The organism is Streptomyces sp. NPDC006372, assembly GCF_040612515.1.
In the GTDB taxonomy this organism is placed as follows: domain Bacteria; phylum Actinomycetota; class Actinomycetes; order Streptomycetales; family Streptomycetaceae; genus Streptomyces.
In genome coordinates this window covers 456,287-474,062 of record NZ_JBEXQJ010000002.1, presented here as the reverse complement: position 1 = coordinate 474,062, position 17,776 = coordinate 456,287, and the positions used below count along the sequence as shown (strand labels likewise).

12 protein-coding genes are annotated in these 17,776 nt (G+C 71.1%); 7 read left to right on the top strand and 5 right to left on the bottom strand.

Annotated elements, in window-relative coordinates; all coding sequences use genetic code 11:
- Positions 1–76 precede the first annotated feature (76 nt).
- From ABZ016_RS06610 to kstD, 4 genes are all read left to right on the top strand, one after another.
- The gene (locus ABZ016_RS06610) at positions 77–1,360 is read left to right on the top strand and encodes an acetyl-CoA C-acetyltransferase (RefSeq protein ID WP_356915406.1); all 1,284 of its coding nucleotides are present in this window, start codon (positions 77–79) and stop codon (positions 1,358–1,360) included.
- A 231-nt stretch (positions 1,361–1,591) separates the two neighbouring features.
- Entirely contained in the window at positions 1,592–3,511 is a 1,920-nt protein-coding gene (locus ABZ016_RS06605) for an AMP-binding protein (protein WP_356915405.1), read from the top strand.
- Between the two features lie 168 nt (positions 3,512–3,679).
- A complete protein-coding gene (locus tag ABZ016_RS06600; RefSeq protein ID WP_356915404.1) occupies positions 3,680–4,804 on the top strand; it encodes a substrate-binding domain-containing protein in 1,125 nt (374 codons plus the stop codon).
- Positions 4,805–4,955: 151 nt separating this feature from the next.
- Entirely contained in the window at positions 4,956–6,737 is a 1,782-nt protein-coding gene (kstD, locus tag ABZ016_RS06595) for a 3-oxosteroid 1-dehydrogenase (RefSeq protein ID WP_356915403.1), read from the top strand.
- A 189-nt stretch (positions 6,738–6,926) separates the two neighbouring features.
- Here kstD and ABZ016_RS06590 read toward each other — a convergent pair whose 3' ends face one another.
- The 3 genes from ABZ016_RS06590 to ABZ016_RS06580 form a co-directional block, all read right to left on the bottom strand.
- Complete coding sequence (locus tag ABZ016_RS06590) at positions 6,927–7,601, bottom strand: methyltransferase domain-containing protein (RefSeq protein WP_356915402.1); 675 nt, start codon at positions 7,599–7,601, stop codon at positions 6,927–6,929.
- Between the two features lie 132 nt (positions 7,602–7,733).
- Positions 7,734–7,967 (bottom strand): hypothetical protein, encoded by a 234-nt coding sequence (locus ABZ016_RS06585; protein WP_356915401.1) that lies wholly within the window; start codon positions 7,965–7,967, stop codon positions 7,734–7,736.
- 119 nt (positions 7,968–8,086) lie between these two features.
- Complete coding sequence (locus ABZ016_RS06580; RefSeq protein ID WP_003992177.1) at positions 8,087–8,290, bottom strand: cold-shock protein; 204 nt, start codon at positions 8,288–8,290, stop codon at positions 8,087–8,089.
- A gap of 319 nt (positions 8,291–8,609) precedes the next feature.
- On the opposite strand from ABZ016_RS06580, the gene ABZ016_RS06575 reads away from it, so the two are divergent.
- Both ABZ016_RS06575 and ABZ016_RS06570 read left to right on the top strand, forming a co-directional pair.
- Positions 8,610–9,458, top strand: a complete 849-nt coding sequence (locus tag ABZ016_RS06575) for a menaquinone biosynthesis protein (protein WP_356915400.1) — start codon at positions 8,610–8,612, stop codon at positions 9,456–9,458.
- Between the two features lie 86 nt (positions 9,459–9,544).
- Positions 9,545–11,200 (top strand): serine/threonine-protein kinase, encoded by a 1,656-nt coding sequence (locus ABZ016_RS06570; protein ID WP_356915399.1) that lies wholly within the window; start codon positions 9,545–9,547, stop codon positions 11,198–11,200.
- Positions 11,201–11,261: 61 nt separating this feature from the next.
- Here the strand turns inward: ABZ016_RS06570 and ABZ016_RS06565 are convergent, their stop codons facing one another.
- Positions 11,262–15,905 carry an FtsK/SpoIIIE domain-containing protein gene (locus tag ABZ016_RS06565; protein WP_356915398.1) on the bottom strand — a complete coding sequence of 1,548 codons (4,644 nt, stop codon included), beginning with the start codon at positions 15,903–15,905 and terminating at the stop codon, positions 11,262–11,264.
- A 399-nt stretch (positions 15,906–16,304) separates the two neighbouring features.
- On the opposite strand from ABZ016_RS06565, the gene ABZ016_RS06560 reads away from it, so the two are divergent.
- The gene (locus ABZ016_RS06560) at positions 16,305–16,604 is read left to right on the top strand and encodes a WXG100 family type VII secretion target (RefSeq protein ID WP_345660890.1); all 300 of its coding nucleotides are present in this window, start codon (positions 16,305–16,307) and stop codon (positions 16,602–16,604) included.
- 72 nt (positions 16,605–16,676) lie between these two features.
- Here ABZ016_RS06560 and ABZ016_RS06555 read toward each other — a convergent pair whose 3' ends face one another.
- The gene (locus ABZ016_RS06555; RefSeq protein WP_356915397.1) at positions 16,677–17,357 is read right to left on the bottom strand and encodes a hypothetical protein; all 681 of its coding nucleotides are present in this window, start codon (positions 17,355–17,357) and stop codon (positions 16,677–16,679) included.
- Positions 17,358–17,776 lie beyond the last annotated feature (419 nt).

The following is a 17,776-nucleotide window of genomic DNA, read 5'->3' as shown; positions in this document are numbered from 1 at the left end:
GGAGAGGCGCACTCTTGCTTACTCTGGAGTAAGGTTACCGAAGGTAAGGCTACGTCACAGGCGAGGAGCGGTCGAGATGAGCCCCCAGGAAACGCGGGTGCGGCGCGTGGCGGTCGTCGGCGGAACGCGCATTCCGTTCGCGCGTTCCGACGGCCCGTACGCCACCGCCTCCAACCAGCAGATGCTCACCGCCGCCCTCGACGGCCTCGTCGAGCGGTACGACCTCCAGGAGCCGGGTGCGGTGGGCGAGTTCGTCGCCGGCGCGGTCCTCAAGCACAGCCGCGACTTCAACCTGGCCCGCGAGACGGTCCTCGGCTCGAAACTGGACCCCCGCACCCCCGCCTACGACATCCAGCAGGCCTGCGGCACCGGCCTCCAGGCCGTCATCGCCGCCGCCAACAAGATCGCCCTCGGCCAGACGGAGTCGGCCGTCGCGGGCGGCGCCGACACGGCCAGCGACGCGCCCCTCGGCGTCAACGACACCCTGCGCCGCATCCTCCTTCAGGCCCGGCGGGCGAAGTCGGCGGGCGGCCGGCTGAAGGCCCTGGCGAAGGTGCGCCCCTCGCACCTCGTCCCCGACATCCCGCGCAACGCCGAGCTGCGCACCGGCCTGTCCATGGGCGAACACGCCGCCGTCACCGCCTGCGCCTGGGACATCGGCCGCGAGGCTCAGGACGAACTGGCGGCGGCCAGCCACCAGCGACTGGCGGCCGCGTACGAACGCGGCTTCTTCCAGGACCTGGTGATCCCCTTCCGCGGCCTGGCCCGCGACCAGAACCTGCGCCCCGGATCGACGGTGGAGAAACTGGCCGCCCTGAAGCCGGTGTTCGGCCTCGACCAACCCAACCCCACCATGACGGCCGGGAACTCGACCCCGCTGACCGACGGCGCGGCCACCGTACTGCTGGCGAGCGAGGAGTGGACCCGCGAGCGCGGGCTGGAGCCGCTGGCGTACCTGACGGCGTACGAGACGGCGGCCGTCGACTTCGTCGGCGGTGACGTGGCCGACGGCGAGGACGGCCTGCTCATGGCACCCGCGTACGCCGTCCCGCGCATGCTGGAGCGGGCCGGACTGGAGCTGTCCGACTTCGAACTGGTCGAAATCCACGAGGCGTTCGCCTCTCAGGTGCTGGCGACGCTCGCCGCCTGGGAGAAGCGGGGCCTGGGCACCGTGGACCGCGACCGGCTGAACGTCGCCGGCTCCTCCCTCGCGACCGGACACCCCTTCGCCGCCACCGGCGCCCGGATCGTGGCCACCCTGGCCCGGCTCCTCGCCGAACGGGACGCGCCCGCGCGCGGACTGATCTCCGTGTGCGCGGCGGGCGGGCAGGGGGTGACGGCGATCCTGGAGCGGGCCTGAGCGCGGCGCACGTACCAGACCTGAAAGTCCCTCACGTAACCTCCGAGAATGCACAGGCCCGGCTCCGGACCATTCCCGAACCCGCACAAACCCGCCACGTGAGGGCCGTACGATCCGGTTCCTACCGCCAGTAACCCCTTTCTGGGGGTTCAGCCGGTTGAGCGCCTCGGCGTGCGAGGCACGTACGTCATGCAGCAAGCAGTTCATCGCTGCACGCCCCAGGAGCCGCCCGTGTCCACTGCGTATCCCTCCTCCGCCTACGGCGACGTGTACGGCGGACCGGTCCTGGTCGAGCCCGAGACGCGGCGCCTGGACGGGGCGGTGCGGGAGGCGTCCGTACCGCCGCTGGCGCCGCCGTGGACGCACGGGTCGCTCGCCGACCTGCCGTTCGACAACGCGAGCGCGGGCCCGGACACCGTGGCGCTCAGCCGCAAGGACTCCGACGGACAGTGGAGCGACGTCACGGCGGCCGAGTTCGCCGGACAGGTGCTGGCCGTGGCGAAGGGGCTCATCGCCGAGGGGCTGATGCCGGGCGACCGCATCGCGGTGATGGCCCGCACCATCTACGAGTGGACGGTCCTGGACTTCGCGGCCTGGTCGGCCGGACTGGTCACGGTCCCCATCTATCCCACCTCCTCCGTCTACCAGGCCCGCTGGATCCTCCAGGACTCCGGCGCGGTCGCCCTGGTCACCGAGACCGGGGGACAGGCCGCCGCCCTCGGCCCGGAGCGGGAACGCCTGCCCGACCTCCAGCACGTGTGGGTCGTGGAGAAGGGACACCTGGACCGGCTCGTGGAGGCCGGGGCGCACCTGACCGACCAGGAGGTCGAGGTGCGGCGCGGCATGCTGGGCCCCGACACGCTCGCCACCCTCATCTACACCTCGGGCACCACCGGCCGCCCCAAGGGCTGCGTGCTCACCCACGGCAACTTCTTCGCCGAGGTGGACAACGCCATCGAGCTGCTCTACCCCGTCTTCAAGGCGAAGACCAGCGAAGAGGCCTCGGTCCTGCTGTTCCTGCCCATGTCCCACGTCTTCGGCCGCATGGTGGCCATCGCGTGCATCCGCGCCCGCGTCCGGCTGGGCCACGCGCCCAGCATCAAGGCGGACCACCTCCTGCCGGACCTCGCCAGCTTCCGCCCGACCTGTCTGCTGGCCATCCCGTACATGCTGGAGAAGGTCTTCAACTCGGCCCGCGCCAAGGCCGAGGCGGGCGGCCGGTTGTCGTCGTTCGACCGTGCGGTGTCCGTCGCGCAGCGCTACGGCGAGGCGATGGAGGCCCGGCAGACGGGCACCGGCCCCGGCCCCAACCGCGCGCTCAAGGCGGCCCGGGTCTTCTACGACCCGCTGGTCTACCGCCGTATCCGCAACGCCATGGGCGGCAGGGTCCGCTACGCCATCTGCGGCGGCTCACCGCTGGGCCGGCGCCTGGCCGCGTTCTACGCCGGAGCCGGCATCGAGATCTTCGAGGGCTACGGCCTCACGGAGACGACCGGCGCGTCCACCGTCACCCCGCCCCTGAAACCCCGCCTCGGCACGGTCGGCTGGCCCCTGCCCGGCACCCGCGTCCGCATCGCCGCCGACGGCGAGATCCTCCTCGCCGGCGACCACGTGCTGCGCGGCTACTGGGACCCCCAGGCCGGGGGCGTCGTCCCCGCCGCCCCCGACGGCTGGCTCGCCACCGGCGACATCGGCGAACTGGACGACGAGGGCTACCTGACGATCACCGGCCGCAAGAAGGAACTCCTGATCACCGCGGGCGGCAAGAGCGTCGCCCCGGCACCCCTGGAGAACTGGCTGCGCTCCCACCCCCTGATCTCCCAGTGCATGGTCATCGGCGACGGCCGCCCCTTCGTCTCCGCCCTCATCACGCTCGACCCCGACGGCATCACCCACTGGCGCCAGATGAACGGCAAACACCCCGTACCGGCCACCCTCCTCGTCGACGACGAGGAACTCCGCGCCGTCCTCCAGCGCGCCGTCGACGAGGCCAACAAACTGGTCTCCCGCCCCGAGTCCATCCGCCGCTTCGCCATCCTCCCCGCCGACTTCACGGAGGAAGCGGGGCACCTGACCCCCTCCATGAAACTCCGCCGCGAGGCGGTGATGCGCACGTTCGCGACGGAGGTGGAGGAGCTGTACGCGAGGTGAGACAGGGCGCGGCCTTCAGCGCCCCGAGCGGGAAGGGCTTGCCGTGGAGCGGGTCCGTCGCGCGGCCTTTGCGAGGTCTTCACACGGATTCCTTGACGCCGCACGCCGTCTCCCCTTGGCTTTCGAGCAATCTCGTCGCGATGCTCCCCCCATCGGAAGGCACCACCAGTGAAAGCGCGTAACACCCGTCGGACCGCTCTGCGTCCCCTCACCGTAGGCCTGGCGGTATCCGTGTCGGCCCTGTCCCTCGCCGCGTGCGGTGACGGTGGGAGCGACGACTCCGCCGGTGCGAAGACGAGCAACGACATCACGGTGGGGCTGCTGCTGCCCGACCGGGACACGGCACGCTTCGAGAAGTTCGACTACCCGCTGATCAAGGAGGAGGTCGCCTCCCTCACCGAGAACAAGGGCACGGTCCGCTACGCCAACGCCGAGGCGAGCGTGTCCAGACAGAGCGAGCAGTTCCAGAAGATGATCGACGACAAGGTCGACGTCATCCTGGTGGACGCGCTGGACTCGAAGAAGATCGCCTCGGACGTGCGCAAGGCCAAGGACGCCGGCATCCCGGTCGTCGCCTACGACCGGCTCGCCGAGGGCCCCATCGACGCGTACGTGTCCCACGACAACGAACTCGTCGGGCAGGTGCAGGGCCGCGCCATCATGGGCGAACTCGGTGACAAGGCCGAGAAGAGCAAGGTCGTCATGATGAACGGCGACCCGGCCGACCCGAACACCGCACGGTTCAAGGAGGGCGCCCTGAGCGAGCTCCAGGGCCAGGTCGACATCGTCAAGCAGTACGACACCAAGGAGTGGAAGCCCTCCATCGCCAAGGCGAACATGGAGAAGGCGATCCAGGCCGTCGGGCTGAACAACATCGCCGCCGTCTACTCCGCCAACGACGGGATGGCGGGCGCCGTCATCGAGGCGCTCGAGGACGCCGGCGCCACCAAGATGCCGCCCGTGACCGGGCAGGACGCCAACCTCGACGCGGTGCAGCGGGTGGTGTCGGGGGAGCAGTACATGACCGTCTACAAGTCCTTCCTGCTGGAGGCGACGAACGCAGCGAAGATCGCGGTGGCCAAGGTGCAGGGCCGCGCGATCGAGTTCGCCGCGCTGACCCGGGAGACGGTCGACAGCCCGACGGCGAAGAACATCCCCGCGATGCTGGTGCCGGTGGTCGCCCTCACCAAGGACAACATCAAGGAGACGGTGATCACGGACGGCGTGTACACCGTGAAGGACATCTGCACCCCGAAGTACAAGGCGGACTGCGCGGCGATCGGCCTGGAGTAGCGGGGGCGCCGGGCCTCGGGGGTGCCGGGCGGGGGCGCCCGGGCCGCAGCGGACCAGGTCTGAACTCGCCCTCTCCGCACGCCTCTTGACTTCGCAAGGCCCACGCGCGACATTCCCCACCCCTTCGCGTTCCTCTCGGGCTGGAGCGGACATGACCACGAGCACGAACTCCGCGGGTACATCCGGAGCACCGTCCCGAAGACGAGTGCTGGCCGGTGCCGCCGGTGCCGGGCTGGCGGTCGCCGCCGGGGTGGCCCAGGACGCCCACGCCGCCGACCTCCCCCCGCTCGGCACGTACGACGTCGTCGTCATCGGGTCCGGCGCGGCCGGGATGACGGCCGCGCTGACCGCCGCCGGGCAGGGACTGAGCTGCGTGGTGGTGGAGAAGGCCCCGACCTTCGGCGGCTCCACCGCCCGCTCCGGCGCCGGGATCTGGATCCCCAACAACGAGGTGATCCTTACGGCCGGCGTCCCCGACACCCCGGCCAAGGCCGCCGCCTACCTCGCCGCCGTCGTCGGCCCCGACGTCCCCGCCGACCGGCAGCGCGCCTTCCTCACCCACGGCCCGGCGATGATCTCCCACGTCATGGCCCACAGCCCCCTGCGGTTCCGCTGGATGGAGGGCTACAGCGACTACTACCCGGAGCTGCCCGGCGGCCTCCCGAACGGCCGCTCCATCGAACCCGACCAGCTCGACGGCCGCCTCCTCGGCCCCGAACTGGCCCGCCTGAACCCGCCGTACCTGGACGTCCCCGCCGGCATGGTCGTCTTCGGCGCCGACTACAAGTGGATCGCCCTGGCCGCGGTGCACGCCAAGGGCGCCGCCGTGGCCGCACAGGCACTGGCGCGGGGCACTGCGGCGGCCCTGCGGGGGGAGAAACCCCTCACCATGGGCCAGGCCCTGGCGGCCGGTCTGCGCGCGGGGCTGCGGTCCGCCGGGGTGCCGGTGTGGCTCAAGACGCCCCTGACCGACCTGCACGTCGAGAACGGCACCGTCACCGGAGCCGTCGTCACCCGCGACGGCACCCCCGGCCTGATCAGGGCCCGCCGGGGCGTGATCGTCGGCTCGGGCGGCTTCGAGCACAACGCGGCGATGCGCGACCGCTACCAGCGGCAGCCGATCGGCACGGACTGGACGGTCGGCGCGAAGGAGAACACCGGCGACGGCATCCGGGCGGGCGAGCGGCTCGGCGCGGCCCTCGACCTCATGGAGGACGCCTGGTGGGGACCGGCGATCCCGCTCCCCGGCGATCCGTACTTCTGCCTCGCCGAACGCACCCTGCCCGGCGGGCTGCTGGTGAACGGGGCGGGCAGACGCTTCGTCAACGAGGCCGCGCCCTACAGCGACGTCGTCCACACCATGTACGACGTCCACGACACGGACCCGGCCATCCCCTGCTGGCTGATCACCGACCAGAACTACCGCAACCGGTACCTCTTCAAGGACGTCCTGCCGGTCCTGCCCCTCGCCGACGACTGGTACGACTCGGGCGCCGCGCACAAGGCCTGGAGCCTGGACGCGCTGGCGGCCTCGATCGGCGTCCCCCCGGCGGCCCTGCGCACCACCATCGACCGCTTCAACGCCCAGGCACGGCAGGGCAAGGACCCCGACTTCCACCGCGGCGACAGCGCCTACGACCACTACTACACGGACCCGAACGTCCTCCCGAACTCCTGCCTCGCCCCGCTCTGGCTGCCGCCCTACTACGCCTTCCGCATCGTCCCCGGAGACCTCGGCACGAAGGGCGGCATGCGGACGGACGCCCGCGCCCGCGTGCTGCGGGAGGACGGCTCGGTGATCCGCGGCCTGTACGCCGCCGGCAACGCGAGCGCCGCCGTCATGGGCCACAGCTACGCGGGCGCGGGCTCGACCATCGGCCCGGCGATGACGTTCGGGTACATCGCCGCGAGGGACATAGGGGGAACGTTGTAGGTGCGGCGAGCGGGCGGACTTCCGGGGCTCGCCGGGTTACGGGGCCTCGGGGCACGCGGGGCTTCCGGGACCTCGGGCCACGCGGCGTTGCGGCGGCTCCGGCGCCCCAGAAGCCCCTGCAGCCGCGCTGTGGGTAGCTGTGGGTATCGGCCGCGGGCGCGGCACCGGACCTCCCTACGCCTCTGCCCCCTACCCCGCCCCCGCCCCCACCTCCGGCACCGCCCGCTTGCGGGCCACCAGGAGTGCCTGTGGGGTCGGCTCCCCGAGTTCCTCGTCGGCTTCCCTCATGGTGCGCGAGCGCACGGAGAATCCGGCGGCCTCCAGAAGCGGGGCGATCCGCTCCGGCCTGCGCCGCCGGAAGTCCAGCGCCACCCGGTGCCCCCAGGCCTCCTCGTAGCGGCGTGGCTCGTCACCGGCCTGGAAGGCGAGGAGCAGGTGGCCGCCGGGCCGCAGCACGCGGGCGAACTCGGCGAAGACCTCCGGCAGCCGGTTCTGCGGGGTGTGAATGATCGAGTAGTAGGACACGACCCCGGCGAGCGAGCCGTCGGGCAGGTCCAGGTCCAGCATCGAGCCCTGCTCGAACCGCAGGTCCGGATTCTCGCGGCGGGCGATCGCGAGCATCGACTCCGACAGGTCCAGGCCGAACACGGAAAGTCCCCGCGACGCCAGGTACGCCGTCACCCGCCCGGGCCCGCACCCCAGGTCGGCGACCTCACCGCCCACGCCCACGAGCTCCGCGAAGGCGTCCAGCAGCCCCCGGTCCAGCGGCCGGGCCCCGAGCGGGTCGCTGAACTGGACGGCGTAGTCCTCGGCCACGGTGTCGTAGAAGGTGCGGGTCTCGATCAGGAAGTCGGCGTCGGTCATGGGCCGACCCTATGGGGGCGCCGGGGCCTCCGGGGTGGCGTGACGGCGTTCCGGCCATTCCCGTGCGGGCGGCGTCGCTCGGGCGCGGGCGGTGTGGTGCGCGCCTCGGGGCTCCGTGAACGGCGCCTGCGGCTACTCCGCCGCCCCGTCGCCCCCGCCGCCGCGCGCCCGCCCTGCCCCGACTCCGATCGCTGTGCCCAGGCCCAGGCCCAGGGCCAGCCCCAGGGCGATGTTGTCGAAGACGGTCATTCCGAGCGCGATCCCCCCGGCCGTGCCGAGGGACAGCCCCAGGGACAGACCCGTGGCCATGCGCTTGTCAGCGGGCGTCCCGCTGTCTTCTCCACCGTTCTCGGCGTCTCTCTGCATCCGGACATCCTTCCACGGTCCGGCCGGCGCAGAATTCGCCCGGAATTCACCAGGGAGAAAGGGAAGGAAAGGCAGGAGCCCCCCGCCTGGACGGCGGGGGGCTCCTTGGGTACTACTGATCAGACCGGCGTGACGTTCTCAGCCTGCGGGCCCTTCGGGCCCTGCGTGACGTCGAAAGACACCTGCTGGTTCTCCTCGAGGGAGCGGAAGCCGCTCGCGTTGATCGCGGAGTAGTGGACGAAGACGTCGGGGCCGCCGCCCTCCTGGGCGATGAAACCAAAGCCCTTTTCGGCGTTGAACCACTTCACGGTTCCGGTAGCCATAAGCCCTCCTTGGGCCCAAAAGGGTTGCCCTGCTCCAGAACCAGCAAGTGTGAAGATGAATTCTGCACAACTGCATACGTCTGAGAATGACGAGAGCCCGCGGTCACATGCTCCGCAGGCTCTGTACTGCAAGGGAAACCAAACTGCAACTTGCGATGAGCCTAGCACGCAGGCCCCGGAATGCAATAGGGGTCAAGATCACGTCACCCGAATGTTTGAACAGTGTCCGCCGAGTGGCGGTGAAGGCCTCCGTCGCCCATCCCGGACCGACCGCGGGGCCGGTCACAGCCCGCTAGGCCGTGAGGGCTAGCCTCACGATGTGGACAATCCTCGCAACCGGCCGCGCGTCGGCCACATCCAGTTCCTGAACTGCCTGCCCCTGTACTGGGGGCTCGCCAGAACGGGCACGCTCCTCGACTTCGAGCTGACGAAGGACACCCCGGAGAAGCTCAGCGAGAAGCTGGTGCAGGGCGAACTCGACATCGCACCGATCACCCTGGTCGAGTTCCTCAAGCACGCGGACCAACTGGTCGCCTTCCCCGACATCGCCGTCGGCTGCGACGGCCCGGTGATGTCCTGCGTGATCGTCTCGCAGGTCCCGCTGGACCGGCTGGACGGCGCCCGCGTCGCCCTCGGGTCGACCTCCCGCACCTCCGTCCGCCTCGCCCAGCTGCTCCTCGCCGAGCGCTACGGCGTACGGCCCGACTACTACACCTGCCCGCCCGACCTCAGCCTGATGATGCAGGAGGCCGACGCGGCCGTCCTCATCGGCGACGCGGCGCTGCGCGCGAACATGCTCGACGGGCCGCGCTTCGGCCTGGACGTGCACGACCTGGGACGGCTGTGGAAGGAGTGGACGGGACTGCCGTTCGTCTTCGCGGTCTGGGCGGCGCGCCGCGACTACCTGGAGCGGGAGCCGGTCCTCACGCGCAAGGTGCACGAGGCCTTCCTCGCCTCCCGCAACCTCTCCCTGGAAGAGGTCGGCAAGGTCGCCGAGCAGGCCGCCCGCTGGGAGGACTTCGACGAGGAGACCCTCGCCCAGTACTTCACGACGCTCGACTTCCGCTTCGGCGGCCCGCAGCTGGAGGCGGTCGCCGAGTTCGCACGGCGCGTCGGCCCGACGACCGGCTTCCCGGCGGACGTGAAGGTGGACCTGCTCCAGCCCTGAGCGGGGCGTGGTCGCGGCACTACTCTTCTGGGGAGTGCGGGCGCACGGGGGATGCCCCCGTGCGCCCACGGGGGAGGGGTGACGCCATGCGGCCGCTCGAAGCCGACGAACCCACGGTCGTGGGGCCCTACCGGCTGCTCGGCCGGCTGGGCTCCGGCGGGATGGGCCGGGTCTATCTGGGGCGCAGTGCCGGCGGCCGTACCGTCGCGGTGAAGATCGTGCACCCGCACTTCGCGCTGGACGAGGAGTTCCGGGCGAGATTCCGGCGCGAGGTCGAGGCCGCGCGCCGGGTGGGCGGTGCCTGGACGGCGCCCGTCCTGGACGCGGACCCGGATGCGCGGGTGCCGTGGGTGGCGACGGCGTACGCGGCCGGCCCGTCGCTGTCGGCCGCGATCGCCGAGGGCGGGCCCCTGCCGGCCCACACCGTACGGGCGCTGGGCGCGGGACTCGCCGAGGCGCTGGCGGCGGTGCACGAGCTGGGTCTGGTGCACCGGGACGTGAAGCCGTCGAACGTACTGCTGACCCTGGACGGCCCGCTCCTGATCGACTTCGGGATCGCCCGGGCCACGGACGGCACGGCGTCCCTCACCTCCACGGGCGTCTCGATCGGCTCACCCGGCTACATGTCGCCCGAGCAGATCCTGGGCAAGGGGATCACGGGCGCCGCAGACGTCTTCTCGCTCGGAGCGGTCCTCGCGTACGCGGCGACCGGCGAACCGCCCTTCCCCGGGGACTCCTCGGCGGCCCTCCTCTACAAGGTCGTCCACGAGGAACCGGAGCTCGGCCCGCTGGACGGGGAACTGCGTGACCTGACGGCGGCCTGTCTGACGAAGGACCCGGGCGCGCGCCCCGCCCCGGGGGATGTGGCCCGGTGGCTGGCTCCGGAGGGCGCGGCCCGGCTGGTGTCGGGCGGCTGGCTGCCGGGAGCGCTGGTGGAGCAGGTGAGCCGGAGCGCCGTGCGATTGCTGAACCTGGAGGCGACAGGGACCGGGGCAGGGGGCCCGTCCGGGCCGGTCGGGTTCAGCAGCCTGTCGGTGGGGGCGCCGGAACCCGCCGACGCCGGGGTCTTCGGCCCGCCGCCGGTCATGCCCACGCCCCTTCCGGCCGTCCCCGACCCCCGTGACGGCGACGGCACACAGCCCTCCGATCGCCGCCCCCCGGGCAAGGTCTCCGTCTCCGTGGCGGCGACGTCCACGCCGGAGGGCGGCGGGCGGGTGCGGAAGCTGAGCTGCACGGTGGCCCTGGCCGTCGCGGGGGCGATGGCGGCCGTGACGATCGGGTCGGTGTTCGTCTTCGACCTGCTGCCGGACCGGGGCGGCCACGACGACGCGGACTCGGGCAGCGGCTCCGACTCGCCCCCGGCGGCGACCGCGAGCACCGCCCCCTCCGGCACGGTGCCCGCCGCCTACCTCGGCACCTGGGAGGGCCAGGGCACCGCCCTGGACGGCAACCTGCCCCTCGGCACGTTCCGCATCACCGTCGAACGGGCCGCGGTGGGCGAGGAACTGGGCCGCCTCCGCCAGACCGACCAGATCGGCGGCGTCTGCGTCGACGTACTGACCCTGAAGCAGGTCACGAAGAAGGAGCTCGTCGCCACGTCGGCCGGCGCGAAGACCAACCACAGCGGCTGCAACCCGGCGGAGACGACCGTCCATCTCAAGCCGGTGGGCGACGATCTCCAGTACCGCTCGGAGAGCGCGGAGTCGGGCCGGCCGCAGGCTCGGATGTCGAGGGTGGGGTAGCGGGGGCCTGCCGTCGTCGTACCCGACGAGCAGCCGAACCCCCGCTCACCACCTCACCGACTCACCCGGGGACGACGACCGTCCGCAGCTCCCCGTCGCCGAGGTGGAGCATGCCCTTGCCCGGGGCGACCTGGCCGCCGACCATGCCGCGGTTCAGGCGGACGCCGACGAGGTCGCCGCTGGAGGACTCCTGGGGGGAGAGGAGGATGCCGCGGCGGGCCTTCTTCGCGTCGACCTGCCAGCCGGAGAAGCCGCTGCAGACGTCCTCCTCGTCACCGGCGATGACGAGGGCGAGGCCGCGCTCGGCGCCACGCGAGCAGACTTTCTTCAGCTGGCTCTCGGCGTCGCAGTCCTCCAGGAGCTCACCGTCGTCGACGAGGACCGCGATCGGCTCCTCCTGGGACGCCTGGTCGACGAGCTCCTCGAACTCGTCCTCGTCGATGTCGTCGCCGGTGAAGACCTTCAGGACGCCCTCCGTACCGTCGAGTTGGCGGAGCGGGGACTGACGCGGGGCCGCGATCACCAGGCGGGTGCCCTGGGCCAGGAAGGAGTGGGCGAAGTTCATCAGCACCGTCGAGCGGCCCGACTTGGCCGGGCCCGCGACGACGAACGCCGGTACGCCCTCCGCCAGGTCGGGACCGAAGCCGATGATCTCGTCGCCGCCGATGCCGACCAGACCCCACAGGCGCGAGCGCGACGCGTCCGGGTCCCGCATCTCCCAGGCCTCCGGGAAGGAGATCCGGCTGGGCAGGCTGTCGACGCGGAACGGGCGGCGCGAGCGCGGCACTTCCGCGTCCCGGGCGGCCGCCGCCTCACCGATCGCCGCCAGCGCCGCGGCCTGTCCCTGACCACTGGTGTCCTCGGAGAGCAGCGCGAACTGCGTCTCCGTACCGAACTCGTTGCGGAAGGCCCGGCCCGGCGGGATCTCCTCGGGCACCTTGCGGGCCGGGATGCCGAGCGCCGAGAAGTCGCTGCGGTCGGCCAGCCGCAGACCGTACTTGTCCTCGGTGAGGGTCGCGATCCGGCCGACCAGGAGGGTGCGGTCACCGGTCAGGACCAGGTGGATGCCGACGCTCGCGCCCTCGCGCATCATTGTCTGCAGCTCGTCCGTCAGCGAACCGTGGTCGATCTCGCCGAGCGTGGGCACCCAGCCCTCCCAGCGGTCCAGCAGCACCACGATGTGCGGCAGCCGCTCGTCCTCGGCGACCGAGGCCCGCTGCTCGCCGATGTCCGCGAAGCCCTTGTCCGCCAGCAGGTCCTGACGGCGGCCCATCTCGCCCTTGAGCCGGTTGACCAGCCGCACGACCCGCTCCGTCTGGTTACGGCCGACCACCGCGCCGCAGTGCGGCAGCCGCGTCAGCGCGTTCAGCGCGCCGTTGCCGCAGTCGATGCCGTAGAGGTGCACGTCGGAGACGGCGTGGGTGCGGGCGATCGAACCCGCGAGGGTGCGCAGCACCTGGGAGCGGCCGCTGCGCGGGGCACCGCCGATCATCAGGTGGCCGAACGTGGCGAAGTCCACGACCACCGGACGGCGGGCCTGGCTGGCCGGCAGGTCCTCGATGCCGTACGGCGCCGGCGGCAGCTTGCCGGCTCCACCGGCGAACGCGGGCAGCTCCACGTCGTCCAGCAGCAGCGTCTCGTCCAGCGCGGGCAGCCACGGGCTGTGCTGCGGCGGGATGCCGAGCGAGCTGTTGGCGTCACGGATGGTGTCGACGAGGACCTTGAGGTCGGTGATCTCCTCTTCCTCGCGCGCCTCGGCCTTCGGCTTGACCAGCGCCGCCCGTCCGAGGTCCTCCCAGCCCAGCGGCCCCACCCAGGGCATGAGCACGGCCGGATCGGCCGCCCCGGGCCTGCGGCCACCCACGCGCCCGGACTGGAACGGCACCAGGGAGGCGTGCCCAAGCCGGGCGTAGGCGCGACCCGGGGTGTTCTTGGAGATGTGCCCGGCCTCCGGCGAGTCGATGACGTCGCTCGACTCACCGCCGTCCGTCACGCGCAGCGCGATCCGGAGGTTGGTGTTGGCACGGATCTCGGGAGACACGACACCGGACGGCCGCTGCGTCGCCAGCAGCAGGTGAATACCGAGGGAACGGCCACGCTGGGCGATGTTCACCAGGCCCGTGACGAAGTCGGGCAGGTCACGCACCATCGACGCGAACTCGTCGATGACGATGAGCAGTCGGGGTACAGGCTGGTGCGACGGATCCCGGCGTACGAGATCCTGATAGTCCTCGATGTCCTTGGCGTCGGCGGCGGCCAGGATGTGCTCGCGCCGGTGCAGCTCGGCACCCAGCGACTCCAGGGCCCGCTCCACCAGGTGGGCGTCGAGGTCGGTCACCATGCCGACGGTGTGCGGCAGATGCACACAGTCCTTGAAGGCCGCGCCACCCTTGTAGTCGACGAGCACGAACGTCATGTTCTCGGGCGTGTTCGCCACCGCCAGCGCCGCCACGATGGTCTGCAGCAGCTCCGACTTACCCGAACCGGTCGTACCGGCGATGAGACCGTGCGGTCCGTCCTTGCGGATGTCGATCCCGAACGCCCCGTCGTACGACTCACCGATGACGGCCAGCGTCGACTGCCCGCCCATCCGCCACCGCGCCTCGATCGCCTCGCTCGTCGGCGGCTCCAGCTGGAGCACGTCCAGCAGCCGGCTCGACCCCGGGAGCGCCGAGTCCTCGGTCTCACCGCTGATGTCCCGCAGCGCCGACAGCGACCGGGCGAGCCGCAGACACCAGGCCGCGGAGACGAAGTCGGGCCGTACGTCCTTCAGCCGCTCCGCTCCGGCCTCCTCGACGCGCAGCCGCAACTGCTCGCTGCGCCCGGCCTGTTCGGGCTGCTGTGCGGTGGTGTGCCAGGCCTGGAAGGAGGGGAAACCACCGGCGGCCTGCTGCTGGGACTGCTGCTGGACCTGCTGGGCCGGGTCGTACTCCTGCGCCTTCGGCTCGGCGACGACGTACGCCTGGCACTCGCCGGGCAGGAACCGCTCCTCGGCGTCCAGGCAGATGGCGAACATGGACACGGCCGGCCCCTCGCGCAGCAGCCGCACCACGCCGGGAAGGGACCTGAGGCGCCGGGACCCGTCCCACACGACGACGATGTCGGGGTCGCCGAAGGACGACGGACCCTGCGACTTGTTCTGCTCGGCGGCCTTCTTGCGCGCGTCGAGGATCTGCGTCAGCTCGCCGATCCGGGCGCCGACGGTCTCGGCGTCGGTCCCGATCAGCACGTTGACGTCCTGACCGCCGGACGGCCGGGCGTGCGGCAGCCAGCGCGTCCAGTCCCAGGACTCCTGCGCGGCGTTCTCGCTCAGCACGTAGAACTGCACGTCCATCGGGCTGTGCAGCGTCGCGGTCTGCGCGACGGCCCACCGCCCGAGGGCACGGGCGGAATCCCCGGGCCCGGCCATGCCGATGACCCCGAGGGTGCGCAGATGCAGGGCGACCGGGGCGTCCTCGATCTTCCAGGTCACCTGTCGGCGGTGGTCGTCCTGCTCGGGGTCGTCGAGCACCACCTCGGAGGGCAACTGCCCGGTCCCGACGCGCAGCAGGAGGTGATCGCGGTCGGTGCGCCGCCGCTCCCAGAGCCGGGTACGGGGCCCGGTCCCGAGGGCCAGCACGGTCGCCGGGTCCGGGATCGCGTGCCGCCGGTCGTTCCGCTCGGCGACCAGCGCGTCCTGCGCGTCCTTCTCGATCCGCTCCTTCTGCTCCTCGTACTCCTGGACCTGCTTGGCGTGCGACTTACGCCCGTGCTTCTTGTCGTTGTAGTAGTTCGCGAAGAGCAGGATCGGGCTCAGCCCGGCCATGATCAGGTAGTACCACTTCTGGAAGATCATCACCGACACGAGGGCACCGACCAGCGGCGTCAGCGCCATCAGCCAGGGCAGCGGCCGCGCCTCGTACTCGCGGGGCGGTGCCGGCAGCCGGAAGCTGGTCTGCCGCTCGGGCGGACGCAGCCGCGGGGGCCGGTTGTAGTCGAGGCCGATGCCGTCTTCGGACCACTTCAGGGCGGCGTTCGGGGGCGTGTAGCGGGTGAGTTCGAGAAGGGTGTTGCCGAGGGCGATCTGTCCCCCGAGGGGCCACTCGAGAGGCCCGTCCTTCTTCTCTTCCTTCTTCTCCTGGCCCTTCTTCCTGCCGCTCTTCTTCTCCTGCTCTCGCTTCTCTTCCTTGTCGTTCCCGTCGAGGGACGCGCCGTCGAGGGTGACGGTCTCCTTGTCCATGTGCACGGCGACCTGGCAGGTGCCGTCGGTGGCGACGGAGAGCGTGAGGGCCCGGGCGTCGACCTCGGGGTCGTCGATACGGACGTACGACGCCGCCCCGCTGCCGATGTCGTACCGCCCGACACCGAGCCGGTGCACGAACCCGGCGGCGGGCCCGCCGACGACGCGCAGCTCCACGAGCCCGGTCGGCTCACCCGGCAGACACCCGGACGGATCCTGAAGACTGACGACGGCGCCCTCGCGCAGGGGCGACCCCACGACGTTGGCACCGGGGTCGACGGGGTATCCGTCCACGTACACGAGGGGCGCGTTGTTCGCCGGCGCGTGCCGGTGCTGCCCGAGCGGGATGACCTGCGCCCCGCTGAGCCCGACGTGCTTGGCCAGCTCCTGGGCGATGTCCCCCACGGTGGACTCAGGATCGGCATCGAGCACGACGTCGGCGGTGCCACCGCCGTACGGGTCGACGACGGTCAGAGTCAGGCGCACGACTTGTCCTCCCCGTTGCCACTCGGCCGGTATGGCCGCTGTGGTTTTCGTTGCTGCGTCCGCTGTGCTGCTCGCTGTGCTGCTCGCTGTGCTGTCGTTGTGCTTTCGCTTCAGCCACGCGGGTCACAGTCGTAGGGGACGATATCCGTTCGGCACGGCGATGGGGCAATGGGGAGGCGTCGTGACGTTCCCGATGGCAACGTTGTGCACGACTTCATGACGGCTCGTTCACAAGGCGGGTATGGGGCATCACAGGCCACCCCCGTAAGCTGCAACCGCAAGAGCGGACGATCACACCGGTTGCCACGTGCGATCAGTAACTCGGCCTGGGGGCCGATGAGTCCGCAAACAGGGAGCCACGGGGGTTGGCCCTGCGGCGTTGTGAGAGGGAGCGGCTTCATGGCCAAGGACCTTGATGTCACATATCAGGACATGCGGGATGCTGCCAAGCATGTCGTGAAGGAGAAGGAGAAGCTCCAGGAGAAGCTGGAGGGCCTCCGCAAGTACATCAACAACCTCGTGCAGGGCGGCTACGTCACGAAGAGCTCGTCGAAGGCGTTCGACGAGAACTTCGACGAGTTCGTGCGCGGCACGAAGGACACGCTCGACGGTCTGGACGGCATGGGGGACTACCTGACCATGGCCGCGGACAAGTTCGAGCAGATCGACGACGAGCTGGCGAAGCAGGCTCGTAAGTAGCCGATTGCCGCCTGCCCGGTGCGGCGGCGGATGCCGCATGCACCGGGCAGGCGGCCGGCGGGCCGGGTCCCGTCAGCTGTCGGGCAGGGGCTGCCGGAGTACGTACATGTGGAGGTCGCTGCGGAGCTCTTCCGTGTCGACGCGCAGCCAGGATCCGTCCGGGAAGCGTATGAGCAGCAGTCTCGTCTCGAACTCGCCGGAGAACGGGTCGACGAGGGTCGCCTCGGAGGCGGTCAGGCGGGCAACGACCTCCAGGCGCTTCTCCCGCCCCACGCTGACGCGCCGCGGCGGAGCGGCCAGGACGATTCCGTCCTGGGTCGCAAGGAGCAGTCGCTGGTGGTGGGTGGAGTGGCTGTACCAACGCAGCAGGAACTGCCCGGCGTTGCCGTGCCAGTCGCCGTCGAAGACCTTGTCGAGGCCTTGCTGGGCGATGGTGGCGTCCCGGCGCTTGTCCTCCTCCTTCTTGGCCCGCCACCGCGCCTTCTCCTCCTTCGTCCCGAGGGATCGCTTGACGGCTTCTTCCGCGTCGGCCAGAAGGCTCAACAGCATGAGGAGAGGCATGAACGGCGCACCGAGCACCGCGCCGATCATGCCCAGTGGAGGCAGTCTGGCGGGGCGGAGACGGGGGTTGCCCGCGGCCTGCAGTACGTCTGCGGGAGGCTGCGGGATCTTGTCGATCCAGCACCAGTCGGCGGCTTCGGCTTGGATGCCGAGGCGGGCCGCCTTCAGGCGCTGCTTACGCGCATGTGTCACGTCTGGATGCTCCAAATGACGAGGGCTGTGTGAGGGGAGACCAACGGGTGGGGAGACCGGCCGGAAGGGCAGCGGAAAGAGGCGCAGGGCTTCTTAGATTCCGGGCGCGGCACGGCTTTGGCATCGCCGGGACGATTCTCTTCCTGGGCGCCGTCCTGGCCGTGATCCTCCTGGCCATGGGCCTCTGGAAGCGCTTCGCGCGCGAGGCCTTGCCCGTACTGGTGAACCTGCCCGGCTCCTGGGCTACTGGTGGTGTCCTTGGGCTGATCTCTGTCCTGGGGGCACTCGGAGCGCTGAGGTGCGCCGCTCCCGTGTCGGGAGGCACGCGGCCGGCACGTGTGCTGCGGGGGATCGGTCTGGCGTCATGCTACGCAGCGACATTCGGCCCGCTCTTCTTTCTCCTGGGTGGGCTCCCCAGC

Bases quoted from the DNA above. Each gene is read 5' to 3' on its own strand.
- kstD (WP_356915403.1), top strand. From the start codon at position 4,956: ATGACCACGAGCACGAACTCCGCGGGTACATCCGGAGCACCGTCCCGA.
- ABZ016_RS06570 (WP_356915399.1), top strand. From the start codon at position 9,545: ATGCGGCCGCTCGAAGCCGACGAACCCACGGTCGTGGGGCCCTACCGG.
- ABZ016_RS06610 (WP_356915406.1), top strand. From the start codon at position 77: ATGAGCCCCCAGGAAACGCGGGTGCGGCGCGTGGCGGTCGTCGGCGGA.
- ABZ016_RS06560 (WP_345660890.1), top strand. From the start codon at position 16,305: ATGGCCAAGGACCTTGATGTCACATATCAGGACATGCGGGATGCTGCC.
- ABZ016_RS06580 (WP_003992177.1), bottom strand. From the start codon at position 8,290: ATGGCTACCGGAACCGTGAAGTGGTTCAACGCCGAAAAGGGCTTTGGT.
- ABZ016_RS06590 (WP_356915402.1), bottom strand. From the start codon at position 7,601: ATGACCGACGCCGACTTCCTGATCGAGACCCGCACCTTCTACGACACC.
- ABZ016_RS06585 (WP_356915401.1), bottom strand. From the start codon at position 7,967: ATGCAGAGAGACGCCGAGAACGGTGGAGAAGACAGCGGGACGCCCGCT.